The sequence below is a fragment of the Sediminibacillus massiliensis genome, from assembly GCF_900156915.1.
In the GTDB taxonomy this organism is placed as follows: domain Bacteria; phylum Bacillota; class Bacilli; order Bacillales; family Amphibacillaceae; genus Sediminibacillus_A; species Sediminibacillus_A massiliensis.
In genome coordinates this window covers 1,365,565-1,381,770 of the sequence record NZ_LT732535.1, presented here as the reverse complement: position 1 = coordinate 1,381,770, position 16,206 = coordinate 1,365,565, and the positions used below count along the sequence as shown (strand labels likewise).

At 41.0% G+C, this 16,206-nt stretch carries 16 protein-coding genes and 1 riboswitch; of the genes, 12 read left to right on the top strand and 4 right to left on the bottom strand.

The window, feature by feature from the left end; genetic code table 11:
• Positions 1 to 582 precede the first annotated feature (582 nt).
• The 5 genes from melA to CZ434_RS07670 all read left to right on the top strand — a co-directional run bounded on the left by melA (position 583) and on the right by CZ434_RS07670 (position 6,101).
• The gene (gene melA, locus CZ434_RS07690) at positions 583 to 2,088 is read left to right on the top strand and encodes an alpha-glucosidase/alpha-galactosidase (RefSeq protein WP_077622590.1); all 1,506 of its coding nucleotides are present in this window, start codon (positions 583 to 585) and stop codon (positions 2,086 to 2,088) included.
• Positions 2,089 to 2,329: 241 nt separating this feature from the next.
• Positions 2,330 to 3,115 (top strand): undecaprenyl pyrophosphate synthase, encoded by a 786-nt coding sequence (locus CZ434_RS07685; RefSeq protein ID WP_077622589.1) that lies wholly within the window; start codon positions 2,330 to 2,332, stop codon positions 3,113 to 3,115.
• A 279-nt stretch (positions 3,116 to 3,394) separates the two neighbouring features.
• A complete protein-coding gene (locus CZ434_RS07680) occupies positions 3,395 to 4,243 on the top strand; it encodes a DUF4367 domain-containing protein (RefSeq protein WP_077622588.1) in 849 nt (282 codons plus the stop codon).
• A 66-nt stretch (positions 4,244 to 4,309) separates the two neighbouring features.
• On the top strand, positions 4,310 to 5,245 hold the full coding sequence (locus tag CZ434_RS07675; RefSeq protein ID WP_077622587.1) for an ABC transporter ATP-binding protein: 936 nt from the start codon (positions 4,310 to 4,312) through the stop codon (positions 5,243 to 5,245).
• Complete coding sequence (locus CZ434_RS07670; RefSeq protein WP_077622586.1) at positions 5,229 to 6,101, top strand: ABC transporter permease subunit; 873 nt, start codon at positions 5,229 to 5,231, stop codon at positions 6,099 to 6,101. Before CZ434_RS07675 ends, CZ434_RS07670 begins: the two co-directional genes overlap by 17 nt.
• A gap of 78 nt (positions 6,102 to 6,179) precedes the next feature.
• Here the strand turns inward: CZ434_RS07670 and CZ434_RS07665 are convergent, their stop codons facing one another.
• Positions 6,180 to 6,965: an alpha/beta hydrolase gene (locus CZ434_RS07665; RefSeq protein WP_077622585.1), complete on the bottom strand. Its 786-nt coding sequence runs from the start codon at positions 6,963 to 6,965 to the stop codon at positions 6,180 to 6,182.
• A 376-nt stretch (positions 6,966 to 7,341) separates the two neighbouring features.
• Here CZ434_RS07665 and CZ434_RS07660 point away from each other — a divergent pair, with 376 nt between their 5' ends.
• The 5 genes from CZ434_RS07660 (at position 7,342) to CZ434_RS07635 (ending at position 10,179) form a co-directional block, all read left to right on the top strand.
• Entirely contained in the window at positions 7,342 to 7,638 is a 297-nt protein-coding gene (locus CZ434_RS07660; RefSeq protein WP_077622584.1) for a TIGR04104 family putative zinc finger protein, read from the top strand.
• Positions 7,639 to 8,187: 549 nt separating this feature from the next.
• On the top strand, positions 8,188 to 8,511 hold the full coding sequence (locus tag CZ434_RS07650; protein WP_077622582.1) for a PadR family transcriptional regulator: 324 nt from the start codon (positions 8,188 to 8,190) through the stop codon (positions 8,509 to 8,511).
• Positions 8,504 to 9,061 (top strand): HAAS signaling domain-containing protein, encoded by a 558-nt coding sequence (locus CZ434_RS07645; RefSeq protein ID WP_077622581.1) that lies wholly within the window; start codon positions 8,504 to 8,506, stop codon positions 9,059 to 9,061. Before CZ434_RS07650 ends, CZ434_RS07645 begins: the two co-directional genes overlap by 8 nt.
• Positions 9,058 to 9,960: a DUF4097 family beta strand repeat-containing protein gene (locus CZ434_RS07640; protein WP_077622580.1), complete on the top strand. Its 903-nt coding sequence runs from the start codon at positions 9,058 to 9,060 to the stop codon at positions 9,958 to 9,960. Before CZ434_RS07645 ends, CZ434_RS07640 begins: the two co-directional genes overlap by 4 nt.
• A 21-nt stretch (positions 9,961 to 9,981) precedes the next feature.
• Positions 9,982 to 10,179, top strand: coding sequence for a hypothetical protein (locus CZ434_RS07635; RefSeq protein WP_143262121.1), 198 nt, complete (start codon positions 9,982 to 9,984; stop codon positions 10,177 to 10,179).
• 45 nt (positions 10,180 to 10,224) lie between these two features.
• Here the strand turns inward: CZ434_RS07635 and CZ434_RS07630 are convergent, their stop codons facing one another.
• Positions 10,225 to 10,788 carry a hypothetical protein gene (locus tag CZ434_RS07630; protein ID WP_077622578.1) on the bottom strand — a complete coding sequence of 188 codons (564 nt, stop codon included), beginning with the start codon at positions 10,786 to 10,788 and terminating at the stop codon, positions 10,225 to 10,227.
• A gap of 393 nt (positions 10,789 to 11,181) precedes the next feature.
• Entirely contained in the window at positions 11,182 to 12,375 is a 1,194-nt protein-coding gene (locus CZ434_RS07625; protein ID WP_077622577.1) for a NupC/NupG family nucleoside CNT transporter, read from the bottom strand.
• Positions 12,376 to 12,502: 127 nt separating this feature from the next.
• A riboswitch (purine riboswitch) is annotated at positions 12,503 to 12,604 on the bottom strand.
• A 198-nt stretch (positions 12,605 to 12,802) separates the two neighbouring features.
• On the opposite strand from CZ434_RS07625, the gene CZ434_RS07620 reads away from it, so the two are divergent.
• Entirely contained in the window at positions 12,803 to 13,177 is a 375-nt protein-coding gene (locus CZ434_RS07620) for a VOC family protein (RefSeq protein WP_095742904.1), read from the top strand.
• 445 nt (positions 13,178 to 13,622) lie between these two features.
• A complete protein-coding gene (locus CZ434_RS07615) occupies positions 13,623 to 15,272 on the top strand; it encodes a catalase (protein WP_077622575.1) in 1,650 nt (549 codons plus the stop codon).
• 145 nt (positions 15,273 to 15,417) lie between these two features.
• Here the strand turns inward: CZ434_RS07615 and CZ434_RS07610 are convergent, their stop codons facing one another.
• On the bottom strand, positions 15,418 to 16,185 hold the full coding sequence (locus CZ434_RS07610) for an IclR family transcriptional regulator (protein ID WP_077622574.1): 768 nt from the start codon (positions 16,183 to 16,185) through the stop codon (positions 15,418 to 15,420).
• Positions 16,186 to 16,206: the final 21 nt, after the last annotated feature.

The following is a 16,206-nucleotide window of genomic DNA, read 5'->3' as shown; positions in this document are numbered from 1 at the left end:
CACATGTCCGCATGCCAAGTAGTCATTCCTTCTGAAAAAAGATTTGTGAGTACGAATTTGGTCCCATCCTCTACATGTAAGGTGAAAAACTTAAAGGGAAAACCATACGAATAAACGTACACACCGGAATGCAATTGGGCAGGAGAAACATCTGGGATTATCAAGGTAAGAAGAACAATAAAAGTAACGGAAGCCCAGAGAATCTTTTTGTTAAATACCTTCCCCCACCCCATTCTTCCATATAGAACCAACATAAAGATAAAAGAGACAGCAAATATACACCAACTATACTTTTCAGCGTCTGACATCGTTTCCGAAAAAGCAAGGTGATAAATCCCGGAAAAAATCGTCGAGAGTATAAAAAATATAAAAATAAACCGCAGTGTTTCTAAGACTATTTTCATTTCTTCCTCCCTGAACAAAAGCCTTATTCATTACGTTAACCTAAGGTATATTTTAACATAAATTGGAATTTGGTTTCTGTGCTTTTCTTCAAAAAAGGCAGTTATTCAGAGATTTATTTAAAGCGCTTACAAGTGCGCTATGGTACCATTATATACAAACCACTTAAGGAGGATGTTCATGTCATTCAAAGTTGCATTTATGGGTGCTGGAAGTATTGGATTTACTCGCGGGCTGCTTAGGGATTTGCTGGCTGTAAAAGAATTTCGGGACATTGATGTATCTTTCACCGATATCAACGATAAAAATCTGGATATGGTGACACAACTTTGTCAACGGGACATCGAAGCAAATGGATTGGATATCACGATTGAGGCGACAACTAATCGCCGCCAGGCACTACAGGGAGCGAAGTATATTTTCAATGTTGTGCGGATCGGGGGACTTGAAGCTTTCCAAACGGATATCGAGATTCCGCTGAAATATGGCGTCGATCAGTGTGTGGGTGACACGCTGAGTGCCGGTGGCATCATGTATGGCCAGCGCGGGATTGCGGAGGTGCTGGATATTTGCAAGGATATCCGCGAAGTAGCTCATGATGACTGCCTTCTACTGAATTACGCCAATCCGATGGCGATGATGATGTGGGCATGCAACAAATATGGCCGGGTAAATACCATTGGACTGTGCCATGGTGTACAGAACGGTCACAAACAGATTGCAGAAGTGTTTGGTCTGGAGAAAGAAGACGTGGATATTGTATGTGCAGGAATCAACCACCAGACATGGTACATAAAAATCAACCATCAAGGTAAGGATCTCACAGGCGGACTGCTGGAAGCTTTCGAAAACCATCCCGAATACAGCCGTACTGAAAAAGTGAGAATCGATATGCTTAGAAGGTTTGGCTATTACAGCACCGAATCGAATGGACATCTTAGTGAATACGTGCCATGGTACCGTAAAAGGACAAAGGAAATCAAGGAATGGATCGACCTCGGTTCGTGGATTAACGGTGAAACAGGTGGATACTTGCGTGTTTGTACAGAAGGGCGGAACTGGTTTGAAACGGATTTTCCTAACTGGCTGAAGGAGCCCGCTTTTGAGTATAAACCGGAAAACCGTGGAGAAGAACATGGTTCCTATATAGTGGAGGGACTTGAGACAGGCCGGTTGTATCGCGGACACTTTAACACAGTGAACAGCGGCATCATTTCCAATTTGCCGGATGATGCCATCATCGAAGCTCCCGGCTATGTAGATAGAAATGGCATCAATATGCCAAAAGTTGGAGACCTGCCGTTAGGGTGTGCAGCGGTTTGCAATGTGAGTATTTCCGTACAGAGATTATCCGTGGAAGCTGCCGTTAATGGGGATGACAAGCTGCTGCGCCAGGCGATGATGATGGACCCGCTCGTCGGGGCAGTCTGCAATCCCAAGGAAATCTGGCAAATGGTCGATGAAATGCTCGTCGCTGGAGAAGACTGGCTGCCCCAGTACACCGAAGCGATTGAACAGGCCAAATACAGATTGCGGACAGACGAATTGCTTCCGGTGAAAGACTATAATGGCGCTGCGCGATTAAAAGTGAAGACAGTTGAAGAAATGGCTGAAAACAGAGAAAAGGCCAGCCGGAACGCCGGGGAAGCAGATAAGTCGAAAGATAGACCTGCAGGGAAAGTATAAGGTAGTTTTATGGAAAATGCCCTCTTGATACTAGACAAGGGGGCATTAATTTTGCTTATTTTCAATAAAAATTATCTATAATAAAATAAAACATATATAATTTATAATAAAAATTTATTGTTTATCGATAAAAAGTATGGTAAATTTCAAATGACAAAGAATTAATGAGTGCTTTTTACACCTTTAATATTACTCGAAGAAAAATGGAAGAGATCTACAAGATTTCGGGAGGCGAGAGTCAATGAAAATTCCTTTTTTCAATAATAAACAACCGGGAGCATTCAATATGCACTATCCGGATCAAAATACACCGGACCATGTAGCCATCATCATGGACGGAAACGGGCGCTGGGCAAAAAAGCGGGGCATGCCCAGAGTTGCCGGTCATAAAGAAGGGATTTCTACCGTAGTGAAAATTGTCAAGGCAGCGGTCAAATGCAAAGTGAAGGTTCTGACCCTTTATACCTTTTCCACAGAAAACTGGAAACGTCCAAAGTCCGAGGTAGATACAATACTGAGACTTCCAAAGGAGTTTCTATCTATTTATCTTCCAGACTTAATCTCTAATAATGTGCGTATTGAGGCAATCGGTGATATGGCGAATCTTCCGGTCCATACTCGGGAAGCTGTACAGTATGCGATTGACCGAACCCGGGATAATGACGGACTACAGCTAAATTTTGCCCTCAACTATGGAAGCAGACATGAGATTCTGAAAGCGATGAAAGTGTTGCTCATGGATATAGACAATGGGGAAATGTCACTTGACGAACTGGATGAACAGCAATTTTCAAGATATCTGGACACAGACGGCATGAAAGACCCTGACTTGCTCATTCGCACGGGTGGGGAACAACGCTTGAGCAATTTCCTGCTTTGGCAGCTGGCCTACACGGAGTTCTGGTTTACCGATGTTCTATGGCCGGAGTTTTCCGAGAAGGAATTTGTGCATGCATTGGAAGCATATCGTCAACGCGCGAGACGGTATGGGGGGATACAAGACGACCAAAAGAAAAATTATTATTAACACTGTCACAAAATTATCTATTCTGGTGTCCTTATTGTGAGAGCTCTTGGAAGGGAGGAACCGGTGATGGAGGTGGGGGCGAACTTGTCGGGAAATCCCGACAATCCGTCAAAGAGTGGAACGTTTCAGGATTGATTTAAGCTAAATTATGCTCATAGTGTTCGAAATTTAATGGTCATAGAACAGGCATGGGCAAAATTCGAGAATAATTTTCAGCACCCTCCAAATCAATAAGAAGTAGAAAAGAAGGATTTGAAAATCAGAAAGGAATGGAGCGCAATGAAAATCAAAACAAAACGTTTACTTATTTCAGGAGTCGCTGCAGCAGCTATCTTCAGCTCACTCGCAATTCCGCAAGTTCAGGTGGGAGCGAATCAATTGTTATCGTTGTTCCGTGTGGATCAATTTGAAATGGTAAAGCTGACGCAAAATGACATAAGCGAAATCGAGAATTGGGTTAGTCAAAATGAAGCTGGAGCGATCGACCTGAAGGGGATTGGAAAGCTGGAAATGTCAGAGGCGGCTGGAGAGCCGAAAAGCTTTGGGACGATTGAATCAGCTGAAAAAGCTGGCTATACGGTACCTGAATTAGACGAGTTTGATGTTGAGGGAGTCAATGTAATTCCAGCCTCAACGATAACCTTTACCCTGAATGTAGAAAAAGCGAATCAATTATTGACCCAGTTGGGATCAAAACATCAATTTGATGCATTATTAGATGGAAAGCCATTCTCTGTATCAACATTTGATGTGCTTGAAGCAGTTTACATGTTGAAAGACCAGCAAATCTCATATAGGCATACAAAGTCTCCGGAACTGAAAGTCCCGAAAGGAGTGTCGGTCGATGAGTTGAGAGCTACACTGCTCTCTCTGCCGTTTATACCTGAAAATGTAAAGACACAGCTTGCGGGAATTGAGGATATTGGAACGACATTACCAATCCCATATGTAGAAACGGAGCAATCTAAAGTCAGTGAGGTTCACGTAGGTGAAGCTCAGGGTTTGGTAATGGAAAGTGAACAGAATTCATCGCTTGTGTGGCAGGAAAATGGGGATATTCATATGCTCACTTCTGAAAGTAAAATAGGTGTGGATGAACTAATTCATTTAGGCAGGCAAATTAATTAAAATGAAAAGTTCAGAGCAGTCTGGTACTCTCTGAACTTTTCTTAATATATAGTTTGGAGGAAGCTGATGAACGTTATTCAGACGAAATCTTTGACGAAAACATACAATGGGAAAGGCGGCATTTCAGATGTGACATTATCCATCGGTGAGGGGATTGTGTATGGATTTTTAGGACCCAATGGCTCCGGAAAAAGTACATTCGTCCGTACGCTTCTTGGATTATTGCAACCGACGAGTGGGGAAGGTTATATTCTCGGAGAACCGATCGGAACCACAAAGTCGCGGGAACAAGTGGGATACTTACCTGAATTATTCCGTTATCCAGACTGGTTGACAGGAAAGCAATTGTTGGAAAGTCATGCTGAATTATGTAAGATACCAGTTCGGAACCGAAGAAAAAGAATTGAAGAAGTAGTAGAGTTAGTCGGAATGACTGGAAGAGAAAACGGAAAGATCAGCGGGTTTTCAAAGGGAATGTCCCAACGAATCGGACTTGCATGCGCGATTTTAAATGATCCAAAAGTAGTTTTTCTTGATGAGCCCACTTCTGCACTAGATCCAATTGGGCGAAAAGATGTCCGGGATCTCATGCTTTATCTTCGCGAACAAGGAAAAACAGTTTTTCTGAATAGTCATTTGTTATATGAAGTAGAGTCTGTATGCGACCATGTCTCGATTGTCCACCAAGGAGAAATGGTGGTACAAGGGCCTTGGCGGGAATTGATGATGGCCGAAGCAAAAGTAGAAATTGTAACAGATAAGCCTATAAATGTGCCGCTGCCTTCATTTGTGGTGCATTATCAAAAAGTAAAAGAGGAAGAAACGCGTACACGGTGGGTGGTTCAGCTTGAAAACGAATCCGATATACCAAAATTTATCGATTACTTATCTTCTAATCGAATTGCTATTTATGAAGTTAAACCGATCATACCTCATTTAGAGGATGTGTTCTTGCATTGGGTGAATCAGAAAAAGGAGAACGCTTATGTGGACAATCACTAAGTTGACCTCTAAGGAGATTATATCAAAGCGGATTTTTTTAATTACAATCATTATGACCTTTGTTTTTCTGTGTCTTTATGGGACAGCCATTTATTTTGCTGCTAAGGAATCAGCGGATATTGTGGCAGATGAAGCTCAAGGGACAGATGCTATTTTAATGCAACAGTTTTTCGCTTCACAGCTTTTAGGAATCGGTCTTTATTTTTCCTCATTTATTACAGCCTTGCTTGCGATATTGTCTAGTGTTAGTGCAATCTCAGGTGAAGTTTCAAGCCATCAAATTGATACCTGGTTGATGCGTCCGATTTCAAGATCTCAATTTGTATTTGGAAAGTTTATAGGATTAGCACTCCTAATGGTTGGATATGCAGTCGGTTTATTTCTCAGTATCCTCCTTCTTCACCAAGGGATTGGAGGAGACTTGATGGCATTGGACATCAAACCGATGCAGGTGATCAAAGCCGTAAGTGTGTTTGCGATTCAGCCGTTTGTTTTGATTGGGTTCGGTTTATTATTAAGTACACGAATGACAACATTAAATGCAGGAATTGTGGCCATTATCATGTATGGGGCTGCTTTTATCGGGGGATTTATCGAGCAAATCGGTGCCCTGATAGAAAAAACGAGTTTGGAGAATACCGGTATTATTATGAGTCTCGTTTTTCCGATTGACTCCATGTACCGTAAAATGACCATCTTGCTGTTTGATACGACGGATAATCCATTGTCGTTTGCCCAGGGCGGGATGTTTACGAGTGTATCCAGTCCTAGTAATGTGATGGTTTGGTATGCGGTAATTTACGGTGTCATTGCCGTACTTCTTTCCATCTATAGTTTTAAAAGGCGTGATGTGTAGATTAGTAATAGTCGATTTAGATAGAAATGGAAAGGATAGTCAGTTTGATTGGAGGACTGACTATCCTTTTTATCAAATTTAAAACCCTTGCTTACCAAGCCAGCTCCCACACAACTCACTCCATTTTCTGACCTCAGGTTCATTTTCAGCTAGTCCCAATCCGTGCCTTCCATGAGGAAAAATGTGCATTTCAAAAGGGATGCCGTGTTTGCTTAAAGCTTGTGCATAGAGCATGCTGTTCTCCACTGGCACTGCTTCATCATCAGCCGTATGCCATAAAAAGGCAGGTGGCACATCCGAGGAAACATTGTATTCGTTCGATAAGGAGCTTCGTAGTTGTTCAGGGGCATTTTCACCTAGTAAATTGTTGGAGGAACCTTCATGAAAGTGCTGGGTAAATGAAATAACCGGATAACAAAGAACAGTAATATCAGGACGGCAGTTTTCCGAATCAATTTTATCCACTGCTTCATAGCAGCCTTGCTCAAAGTGGGTGGATGCTGTCGATGCCAGATGCCCCCCTGCTGAAAACCCCAATATGCCGACTCTATTTCTATCAATGTTCCACTCGTCGGCATTACTGCGGACATATCTTATCGCGCGTTGAGCATCTGCCAATGGAGCAGGGTGTCTAAAAGGGGATACACGATAGTTTAGTACAAACGCTGAAATGCCTAAACCGTTCAACCATTTTGCGACAGGTTCACCTTCGTGAGGGGCTCGATGTTGATATCCTCCGCCAGGACAAATAATGATAGCTCCATGTTTTTCTTGTCGATCGACAAGATAGGAGACAAGACTTGGAGAATAGTCCTGATCAGCAAGATGAAATGGGGCACCTTCAGGCCATAATACATGTGTCATTATATAAGCCTCCTTGGGTGAAATTAAGTAATTCACTTTCTATGGAGAAAACCTAAATCCATAAGTGAAATAGCATACTAAGTCGCTTAGTGATTAGTCTGCTATTTTTTTTGGTCTATCAATTTTTTGTTATAATATTCTTTGTATTAGCACTTAAAATAACATAATAATCAACATATTACTATTAGGTAATAGTAGGAATGTATTTGTATGATATTTCATTGCCAAATATTATAGTAAATGGGAATTACTCTCAATTTGGTTTATTTTAGAACAAAGTCAAAAACTTGTTATATTGTAATGGAAACAGGATTAAGTGAAATTTTTACATTAATTAAAGAGCAAAAGAGTTTAGGAATAAAGGAGATATGAACATATGCCAACTTGTCGAAATTGTGGCAGAGAGTGGAGTTGGAAACAAACGTTTAAAAAGATGATTACCTTAAATACAGCTATGGAATGTCCTCACTGTGGTGAAAAGCAGTATTATACAAAGCAAGCAAGAAGAAGAACTGCTCTCTTAACCTTTCTCACTCCCTTCATTATTCTGCTGAATTTTTTAGACATTTCACCTTATATTTTAGTCGGAGTTTATCTTGTTTATTGTATTTTAATAATGGGAGTTTTTCCATTTCTAATAGAGTTATCGAATGAAGAAGAACCTCTTTGGTAGTTAAGCTGATGTTCATAACTGAAGAAACTATTCTGGACGCTATGTATAATTATTATATAGCGTTCTTTTATTGGATGATCTGATGTCATTTATCACAAATATTAATCGAGCGTTAATTAGGTATAAGACCTATTCCGGGAGAAAGATAACATCCTTTACTTGGGAAGCTGGTAGATTTGCCCATATTGCAAAGAAAAGCAATGTTACCTCGCATACAAAAAGAAAAACATTTTTGCCTACTATCGATTCACATTACCATGTTAAAGAATCTATTCTTGATTCCGTCCATCATCTTATTTTTGTATTTCGCTAGGATTTTTGCCGTTGGTTGTTCAACGTTATCTTTTCTAGGGCGATCTATCAAGTAAGAAATCCTATTGCAGCATTTCCACATTATAATTATGAGGGAAACTCGCAGGGTTAAGTGAAAAATTAATTCAATCATTTACTCTTACTACCTTGCATTATTCAGTAGCATGGGATATAATCGCCTTAATAAATACCTAGTGAATATAATTCAATACTGATTGAAGTGGAGTAGATGTGGAAATGAATATTCAATTTAAAAAAGGAGCTTTAGAGCTTTGTGTACTTGTGATGATTGATTCGAAAGATCAATATGGATATGAGCTTGCTCAAAACATTTCCAAACATATACAAATTGCTGAAGGCACTTTATATCCGATGCTAAGACGTCTTACCAAGGAAGAGTACTTAACTACGTATTTCACTCCGTCAAAAGAAGGACCATCCAGGAAGTACTACTCCTTGACCCAAAAGGGACGTATTTATAAGAACGAACTAATCAAAGAGTGGAATGCATTTACTATAGCTGTCAATCAATTGATTGAGGAGGAGATGGATCGTGGATAAGCAACAGTATCTTGTCAAATTGGAACAGTCGCTGAAGAAGATGCCCGGCACGGAACGTTCAGATATGCTTTATGATTTTGAAGAACATTTCAGTTTGGGCCGGGAAGAAGGGAAAACAGATATGCAAATCGCTGAGGAATTAGGCGACCCTCACAAAATAGGCAAGGAACTACTAGCAGATTATCGGATCGGTCAGGCAAAAAAGGATCAATCCCTATCTAACATAGCCAGGGTTCTTTTATCTCTGATAGGTTTGAGTTTATTTAATGGACTTTTAGTAGCTGTACCCTTCCTTACTTTTCTTGTAGTACTTGCAGCAGTGGGCATTTCATCAATAGCGTTAGCCGTTTCTCCATTTATATTTTTATTTAATTTATGGTTTGGAGAAATATATTACATATGGCCTACATTTTTTCTTTCGATATGTTTAAGCGCTATAGGTATCCTGATAGGCATAGGCTTAATTATTGCAGTGAAAAAGGGTGTACCCTATTTTACTCGTTACATTCAATTTAACATTTCCGTTGTGAAAGGGGAGAAAAGCATATGAAAAAGATAGCATGGTTTGCTTTGATTGTTTTGTTTTTAGGGGCAGCAGGAACATTGATTTCGATTCAAGTGACAGATGCATTAGGGAACGGTAAGGAGAAGGTTCATAAGGAAGAGTCTTTTCCTGGGGATCAGGTGCAGGATATTAACATCGAGACAGCATTTACTAACGTTCACTTGATTAATGGAGAGAACAGGCAGGTGCAAGTCGAGCTTGCTGGTCAAACTACTGCTTGGAAAAAACATGATTTTGAGGTCAACTTGAAAGGTGGAGAGTTGTCGATTGAACTTGATAAGAGGAAAAACTGGCTGGGCTTTTCATTTGGGCTATTTGCCAAAGATTCTCTGGATTTGTTCGTCACGGTTCCTGATCAAGCGTTTCAAACGCTGACATTGCAAACATCCTCAGCAGATGTAAAGCTTGATGGGATTGCATCCTCTGTAGCGTCAGTAAAAACAAGCTCTGGTAACATCTTAATGGAAAACCAGCAAATCAATGAAGAGTTGGATATCCGTTCATCCAGCGGTGATGTAACACTGCGTCACCTTAAAGGGGTGGGCAGGACAGAGATCCACACAAGCAGTGGTGAAGTATCCGGAGAGGACTTATCACTTGGTCACACAGAAGCCAAAACATCGTCAGGGGATGTGAATCTCACCTACTCTGAATTGGCGGGCGATTTTTTTGCTGATACATCCAGTGGGGAAGTGGACTTGTCTTTTGAGGAGACACCTTCTTCGTTTATAATCGATTATTCCTCTAGTTCTGGAGATGAGCGCATAGACATGGATGGGATAGATTATGAACGACGAGCCGAGCATGAAGTGATGGGGCAAAAAGGGGAAGGTAAGTATCAAATTCAGGTAAAAACAAGTTCGGGTGATTTCCATTTGGAATAATGTGTGATGGGTGGTGAAATATTGTTTGTAGGTCGTTCTTTGTACATAATCGGTATTCTTTTTGTTGTCGTCAGCATCGTTGTCATGATAATGACGTTTTTCGCAGACAACGTAAATCCGCTTATACCTTTATTTGCTTTAATCAACGGTTTGATGGCAATGGGGATTGGTGATATAGTAATAGACTTAAATCATAGAAAAAGACTCGAGAAGAATTAATGATCACTTCTTCGAATAAAAAGGCTCAGAGTATTGTACTCTGAGCTAATTTACAGCGAAAAAATAAAAAATGAACCCGTAAAGAATGACGGCATTTATGACAATCAGTGCCCATCGCTGCCATCCTTTTGTTCTCATTGCATGAAAGATTCCGAGGACGGGTGATAATATAGTACATAATAATATAAGCAGGGCTGGAGTTCCTCCAAAGCCTCCGATTATTTGAGTAAGGCCGATGGTGCCAAAGGTTAAAACGAAGAATAGAACAATAAAGAATATCGAAGTCCTCCGGCTTTTTCGGTCCAGGTCCTTCACCCAGGTCTGGGCTGCATACAAATAAAAATCTTCATCCTCCCGTTTATCTTTTTGGGATAAAAATGCAGCTAGCACTCGTTTGGTAGCTTTCGTAGAGACCGGTTTTGGTCCTATCGTAAAGTCTTCATTCAATTGCTTTCCCTCAATCAGCTTTTCATGGAGCATCTTCATTGTTTTGACTGTTTCTTTATAAGCCCTTTTCTTCCTGTTTTTAGCACTTCTCTTTCTTACTGTTAGGTGCAAGGAGAAACGCAAGCCAGCCAAAAACATTGTCGACATTATTCTTTGAATCATTTTGTAAGTCTCTCCTACAAGTTTGTCATGTTTTGTCACTACGGGAATCTATTATTCTTATTGTCCATAGCTCCCTTTTCAACTAAATTCCAGGTTAATATTAACATAAATCCCTCCAGCAATATTCACTATAAATAGTAAAATCGATTTGATCTAGTGTAGTTTGATAAAGTATATTTTTACGTTAGAGTAAGAAGCCATTTTATTCTGCGGGGATTTAATAACAGCTTCTAAGAGGGGAAGAATCGAATGGGGAGCAACAAGGAAAAAAGAACTTTACCAGGAGGCTGAAAAACTTATAGGAAGTCAGACTATCCTCCATCTCTTTCATTGGGAAGAAGGATAGCCGATACCTATAATATAGTTCCATCTAGTGTACCATTGCCGGTTATATTAAATAAACATACTCACAAAAATCGCTGTGATAAAACTCCCCATTGTACCTGCGATAATCGCTTTAAAACTAAGAGACGAAATTTGATTTTTCTTTGAAGGTGCCAGGGAGCCTAGGCCCACAATTAATTGTCCGATAGAAGAAAAGTTTGCAAAATTGCACAAGGCAACAGATAGGATCGCAACCGTTTGTGGATTAAGTTGATCTTGTATTTTGAGTACGTCCTGGAATGCGATAAGTTCATTTGCTGTAAGCTTTGTGCCGATAATCGATGCCGCACGAAAAGCATCTTCAACAGGAATTCCGACAAGCAAAGCAAAAGGGTAGAATACATAACCAAAGATGGTCGCTAAATCCAGTCCAAAGATACCGAGCATGCCGTCTGCAAGAGCCAAAATAGAGATAAATGCGATAAGCAGCCCGCCAATGCTGGCAGCAAGCTTCACTCCGCTGACAGCTCCTTCCGAAATGGCTTCAAAAATGTTCGTATGGCCTGCGGATTCCATTGTCACATCCTTGTTTGTCACAGACTCCTCTGTTTCAGGTTCCATGATTTTAGACATGACAATAGCCACAAATGGCACGGAGAATACGGAGATGAGTAAATACCTGATATCGATGCCCATTTGAGCATAAGACAACAAGATGGCACCACTCGCAGAAGCTGTTCCGCCAACCATAACGGTGAATAATTCCGAACGGGTGAGTTTTGCCAGATAAGGTCTGATGAGTAATGGAGATTCTACAATGCCTAACATCGTATTGCCGACTGTATTGAAAGACTCTACACGTGTAGTGCCGAACACCTTGCCGACGACCCAGCCGAGGCCGCGGACAACGACAGGGATGATCCGTAAATAATAGAGTGCGGAGACAAGTGCAGAGATGAAAATAATCACGGATAAAACCTGAATCGCAAAAACAAACCCTACATTGGTTCCCTCCTCGAACAATCCGCCAAATAAGAAATCGACACCTGCCTGGCTGTAGTCCAGAACGTGCTGTACTCCCAGGGCAGCATGTTTAAGAATCCAGCGACCAAGGGGCACATGGAGCATAAAGTAAACGAAAGCACCTTCTAATACAACACCTGTTATGATAGTCCGCCATTTGATAGCTTTTTTATTTTTGCTTAGAAGCCAAGCCAGAAACAGTAACCCTGCCAGCGATAATATACCAGATAAAATATTCATGATGACCTCCCTAGGATGTCTTCATAGACCCTTATTCTCGTTAGACGTCAGACCTCATTCCAGGAATAAAAAAAGGCGCATCCTCCCAATCTATAAAGAAAGAAAAGAATGCACCTAGTTTTCACCTTTGCACGCTGACCTTCCTTATAGTCCGGCATTTTACGGCTGCCGGGTAGAAACTTATGGACCATATTTCCATAGATATATAAGGATCGTATGAAGTTGATTAATGCATTTTAGCAGAGCTGATTCAAATAAACAACAGATAAGTTAAAAGTAATAAAATACTGAATTTTCTCATCGATATCTTCTTTTCGTCCTGATCGGGAGGATAAAGAGTCTTTCTTATAGAATGTACGTAAATAGAAAAGAGGCTATCTCCTTTTCCGAACAAGTACGATAATATGAGATGCCCAGGAGGGATATTTTGAGTAGACCGATTAAGAACCAAATTAACACTATTTTCATTCATGTTAGTGACTTGAAAAAATCAGTACAATGGTACAGCCGATTACTAAATCAAGAGGTGGACTTAACAGAAGTTGCAAAACCGGTACATAACTTAGTGATGAATCAATATACTGGGCTTACACTGGACGCAGGTCCTCCGGGAGAACATAAAGAAATAAGTCCATCTTCAAATCCACTGTTCAATTTTCATACGGATGAAATCCGGGAATCTTATGAATTTGTGAAAGAGTTAGGCTGCGCAATAGAAACTGATATCGTAGAGTTTGATGACTTTGCCTATTTCAATATTAGCGATCCGGATGGAAATATTATCATGATTTGTACGGGTTAATTGAGATAATTGATTCTTCAAGCATTAGTGGACATGTATAGAGTTATCATGAGCTGAATTGGATAAATTATCAGCATATTCTCCTTGTTTGTGAAAAGGTTAATTAAAAAAAAAGCGTTTGGACAAGTCCGCGTTTGGGTAAGGGTAAATTACTTGATAGAAGTTGTGTAAGTCAAGAGTCTGTTCAAAGAGACTCTTGAGGAGGGTATATTAAATAGGCAAGTAAAGTTATGTGAAGGCGCTTACTAAGGGATGGGGTGGGTGTTTTAAAAAGCCATTCTATGTTTATTCCTTTTATTTGCATCGGTTTTGTTAATGCATTATCATTGTTAGTGAATAAGTTATATAAATTATTTGTTGATAATAATTTTAATAACTTATGAAAGAATAAACTCTCTGTAAAGAGGTAAGGTAAGTGTGACTAAATTCTTAAGGAGGTTTCTTTATGGCAAATGACAAAGATATGAATGCTCCGAATGACCAAGAAGTTAAACGTGACACTTTGACAACACGTCAAGGCCGCCCGGTAACAGATAATCAAAATATTCGTACGGTTGGTAATCGTGGGCCGGCCACACTCGAGAATTACCATTTTATCGAAAAGATTTCCCATTTTGACCGGGAAGAGGTGCCAGAGCGTGTCGTCCACGCGCGAGGATCCGGAGCTTTTGGATACTTCGAAACTTATGGAAAAGTCGGGGATGAACCAGTAGAGAAGTACACGCGTGCGAAAGTATTCTCAGGTGCCGGCAAGAAAACACCGCTAATGGTCCGTTTTTCCACAGTAGCAGGAGCTAAACATTCTCCTGAAACAGATCGTGACCCGCGAGGTTTTGCGGTGAAAATGTACACAGAAGATGGCAACTGGGATTTAGTAGGAAACAACTTGAAAATTTTCTTTATTCGCGATGCGATGAAGTTTCCTGATATGATTCATGCTTTTAAAGCGGATCCGGCTTCGAATGTGCCGAATCCTGAGCGTATGTTTGACTTCGTTTCCCGTACGCCAGAGGCAACTCATATGATTACTTTCCTGTTTTCTCCATGGGGTATCCCGGCTACATACCGCCATATGCAGGGATCAGGCGTGAACACGTATAAGTGGGTTAATGATAAAGGGGAAGCAGTGTTGGTAAAATATCACTGGGAACCAAAACAAGGAATCCGAAATCTGACCCAGGAAGAAGCAAACGAAATCCAATCCAAAAACGTTGGTCATGCCACACAGGATTTGTATGAAGCGATTGAGCGTGGCGAGTATCCGGAATGGGAATTATTCGTACAAATTATGGAAGACGATTATCATCCAGAGCTTGACTTCGATCCGCTTGACGATACCAAGCTTTGGCCGGAAGATCAGTTCCCTTGGCTTCCTGTCGGGCGTATGGTGCTCGACCGCAATCCAGAGGACTTCCACGCTGAAATCGAACAAGCTGCATTCGGTACAGGGGTCCTTGTCGATGGAATGGACTTTTCTGATGACAAAATGCTGCAGGGACGTACTTTCTCCTACTCCGATACACAGCGCTACCGCGTGGGTGCGAACTATTTGAAAGTACCTGTTAACGCTCCGAAGACAGGTATCCGGACAAACCAGCAGCGCGGACAAATGGATACCCGTGATCCGAGGGAATCGGGCGACAATCCGCATATAAATTACGAGCCTTCAATGAAAGGCGGCTTCAAAGAAGCGGATAAATCAGAAAGAATTCCACATGAGCCAACTTACAACGCGGCGGTAATGAGTGAGCCGATTGATCGTCCTAACAATTACGGCCAAGCCGGTGAAACATACCGCAGTTTTGAGGATTGGGAACGAGATGAATTGATAAAAAACCTTTCCGAAGCCTTGGCAGTATGCGACAAAAGGATTCAAGACGCTATGATTGACCATTTCACTCAAGCTGATGAAGACTATGGTCGCCGTGTAAGAGAAGGTCTTGAAGCCAAGATGATGGAAATGAAAGAAATGCAGGATGACAACAAAGTTCCCGGTCGTGAATCAGGTAAATCGAAGTATGGCGAAGGTTCTATCGCTCAGCATGAAGCAACTGAAGATGCCGTGCAGAAGAGCCACGAAGCCGATCCTTATTAATTTAAACGATGGAACGCAAAAAAGACCGTCCAGAATCTGGGTGGTCTTTTTTTGCTATCTATCAACCGAGTTAAATAATAGGTTGATTATTTTCAATTAGCATGTTTAGTTGAAAATGGATACATACTTGAACGAGATGTTTGTATCAGACATTCGGTGAGCTGTATTTCAATTCTTCCGACAGTTCCCGGCCGGCATTCTGTAATAGTTCAATAAAATAATTTAGTTTCTGGTCATCCACACTGGAAACCAGAGTGGAAATACTAATAGCGGCAAGTACCTGGTTATCTTGATTCTTGATAGGAACTGCAATACAACGGACACCTTGTTCATTTTCCTCATCATCGATTCCATATCCAAGTTCCGCTGTTTTACTTATTTCATGCCGTAACTCCTGCTCATTTTTAATGGTATGGACGGTGTGCTGTGTGTATTCATATCCTTCTAACAGTTTCTCTACCTCTTCCGGTGGCTGCAAGGACAGCAGTACTTTCCCGATCGCCGTACAGTGAAGCGGTATTCTTCTACCGATACGCGAATAACGGATTACTGCCATCTTTCCTTCCTCTTTATCAATGTAAACACCGGCACTGCCATCCAATATACCAAGGTGACAGGTTTGGCCGGTTTTGATAGACAATTCACGGAGGTGTTTCTTTGCTACCTTCCTGATATCCATCGTATTGATGACAAAATTTCCCCGTTCCACTAATTTTAACCCCAGTCGATATTTGCCGTTTTCCGGATTTTGATCTATATACCGGAATTTTTCAAGCGTTTTCAACAGGGAGTGGACAGTACTCTTATGAAGTCCCATTTGTTCACTGATATCTGTAATCTTTAATTCTGTTGTATGTTCATCGAAAAGGTCCAGTATCAAGAGAGACCGTTCGACAGATTGAATGATTGGCATCAACATTACCTCTTTCATAAT

Bases quoted from the DNA above. Each gene is read 5' to 3' on its own strand.
- melA (WP_077622590.1), top strand. From the start codon at position 583: ATGTCATTCAAAGTTGCATTTATGGGTGCTGGAAGTATTGGATTTACT.
- CZ434_RS07685 (WP_077622589.1), top strand. From the start codon at position 2,330: ATGAAAATTCCTTTTTTCAATAATAAACAACCGGGAGCATTCAATATG.
- CZ434_RS07680 (WP_077622588.1), top strand. From the start codon at position 3,395: ATGAAAATCAAAACAAAACGTTTACTTATTTCAGGAGTCGCTGCAGCA.
- CZ434_RS07675 (WP_077622587.1), top strand. From the start codon at position 4,310: ATGAACGTTATTCAGACGAAATCTTTGACGAAAACATACAATGGGAAA.
- CZ434_RS07670 (WP_077622586.1), top strand. From the start codon at position 5,229: ATGTGGACAATCACTAAGTTGACCTCTAAGGAGATTATATCAAAGCGG.
- CZ434_RS07665 (WP_077622585.1), bottom strand. From the start codon at position 6,965: ATGACACATGTATTATGGCCTGAAGGTGCCCCATTTCATCTTGCTGAT.
- CZ434_RS07660 (WP_077622584.1), top strand. From the start codon at position 7,342: ATGCCAACTTGTCGAAATTGTGGCAGAGAGTGGAGTTGGAAACAAACG.
- CZ434_RS07650 (WP_077622582.1), top strand. From the start codon at position 8,188: ATGAATATTCAATTTAAAAAAGGAGCTTTAGAGCTTTGTGTACTTGTG.
- CZ434_RS07640 (WP_077622580.1), top strand. From the start codon at position 9,058: ATGAAAAAGATAGCATGGTTTGCTTTGATTGTTTTGTTTTTAGGGGCA.
- CZ434_RS07630 (WP_077622578.1), bottom strand. From the start codon at position 10,788: ATGATTCAAAGAATAATGTCGACAATGTTTTTGGCTGGCTTGCGTTTC.
- CZ434_RS07625 (WP_077622577.1), bottom strand. From the start codon at position 12,375: ATGAATATTTTATCTGGTATATTATCGCTGGCAGGGTTACTGTTTCTG.
- CZ434_RS07615 (WP_077622575.1), top strand. From the start codon at position 13,623: ATGGCAAATGACAAAGATATGAATGCTCCGAATGACCAAGAAGTTAAA.
- CZ434_RS07610 (WP_077622574.1), bottom strand. From the start codon at position 16,185: ATGCCAATCATTCAATCTGTCGAACGGTCTCTCTTGATACTGGACCTT.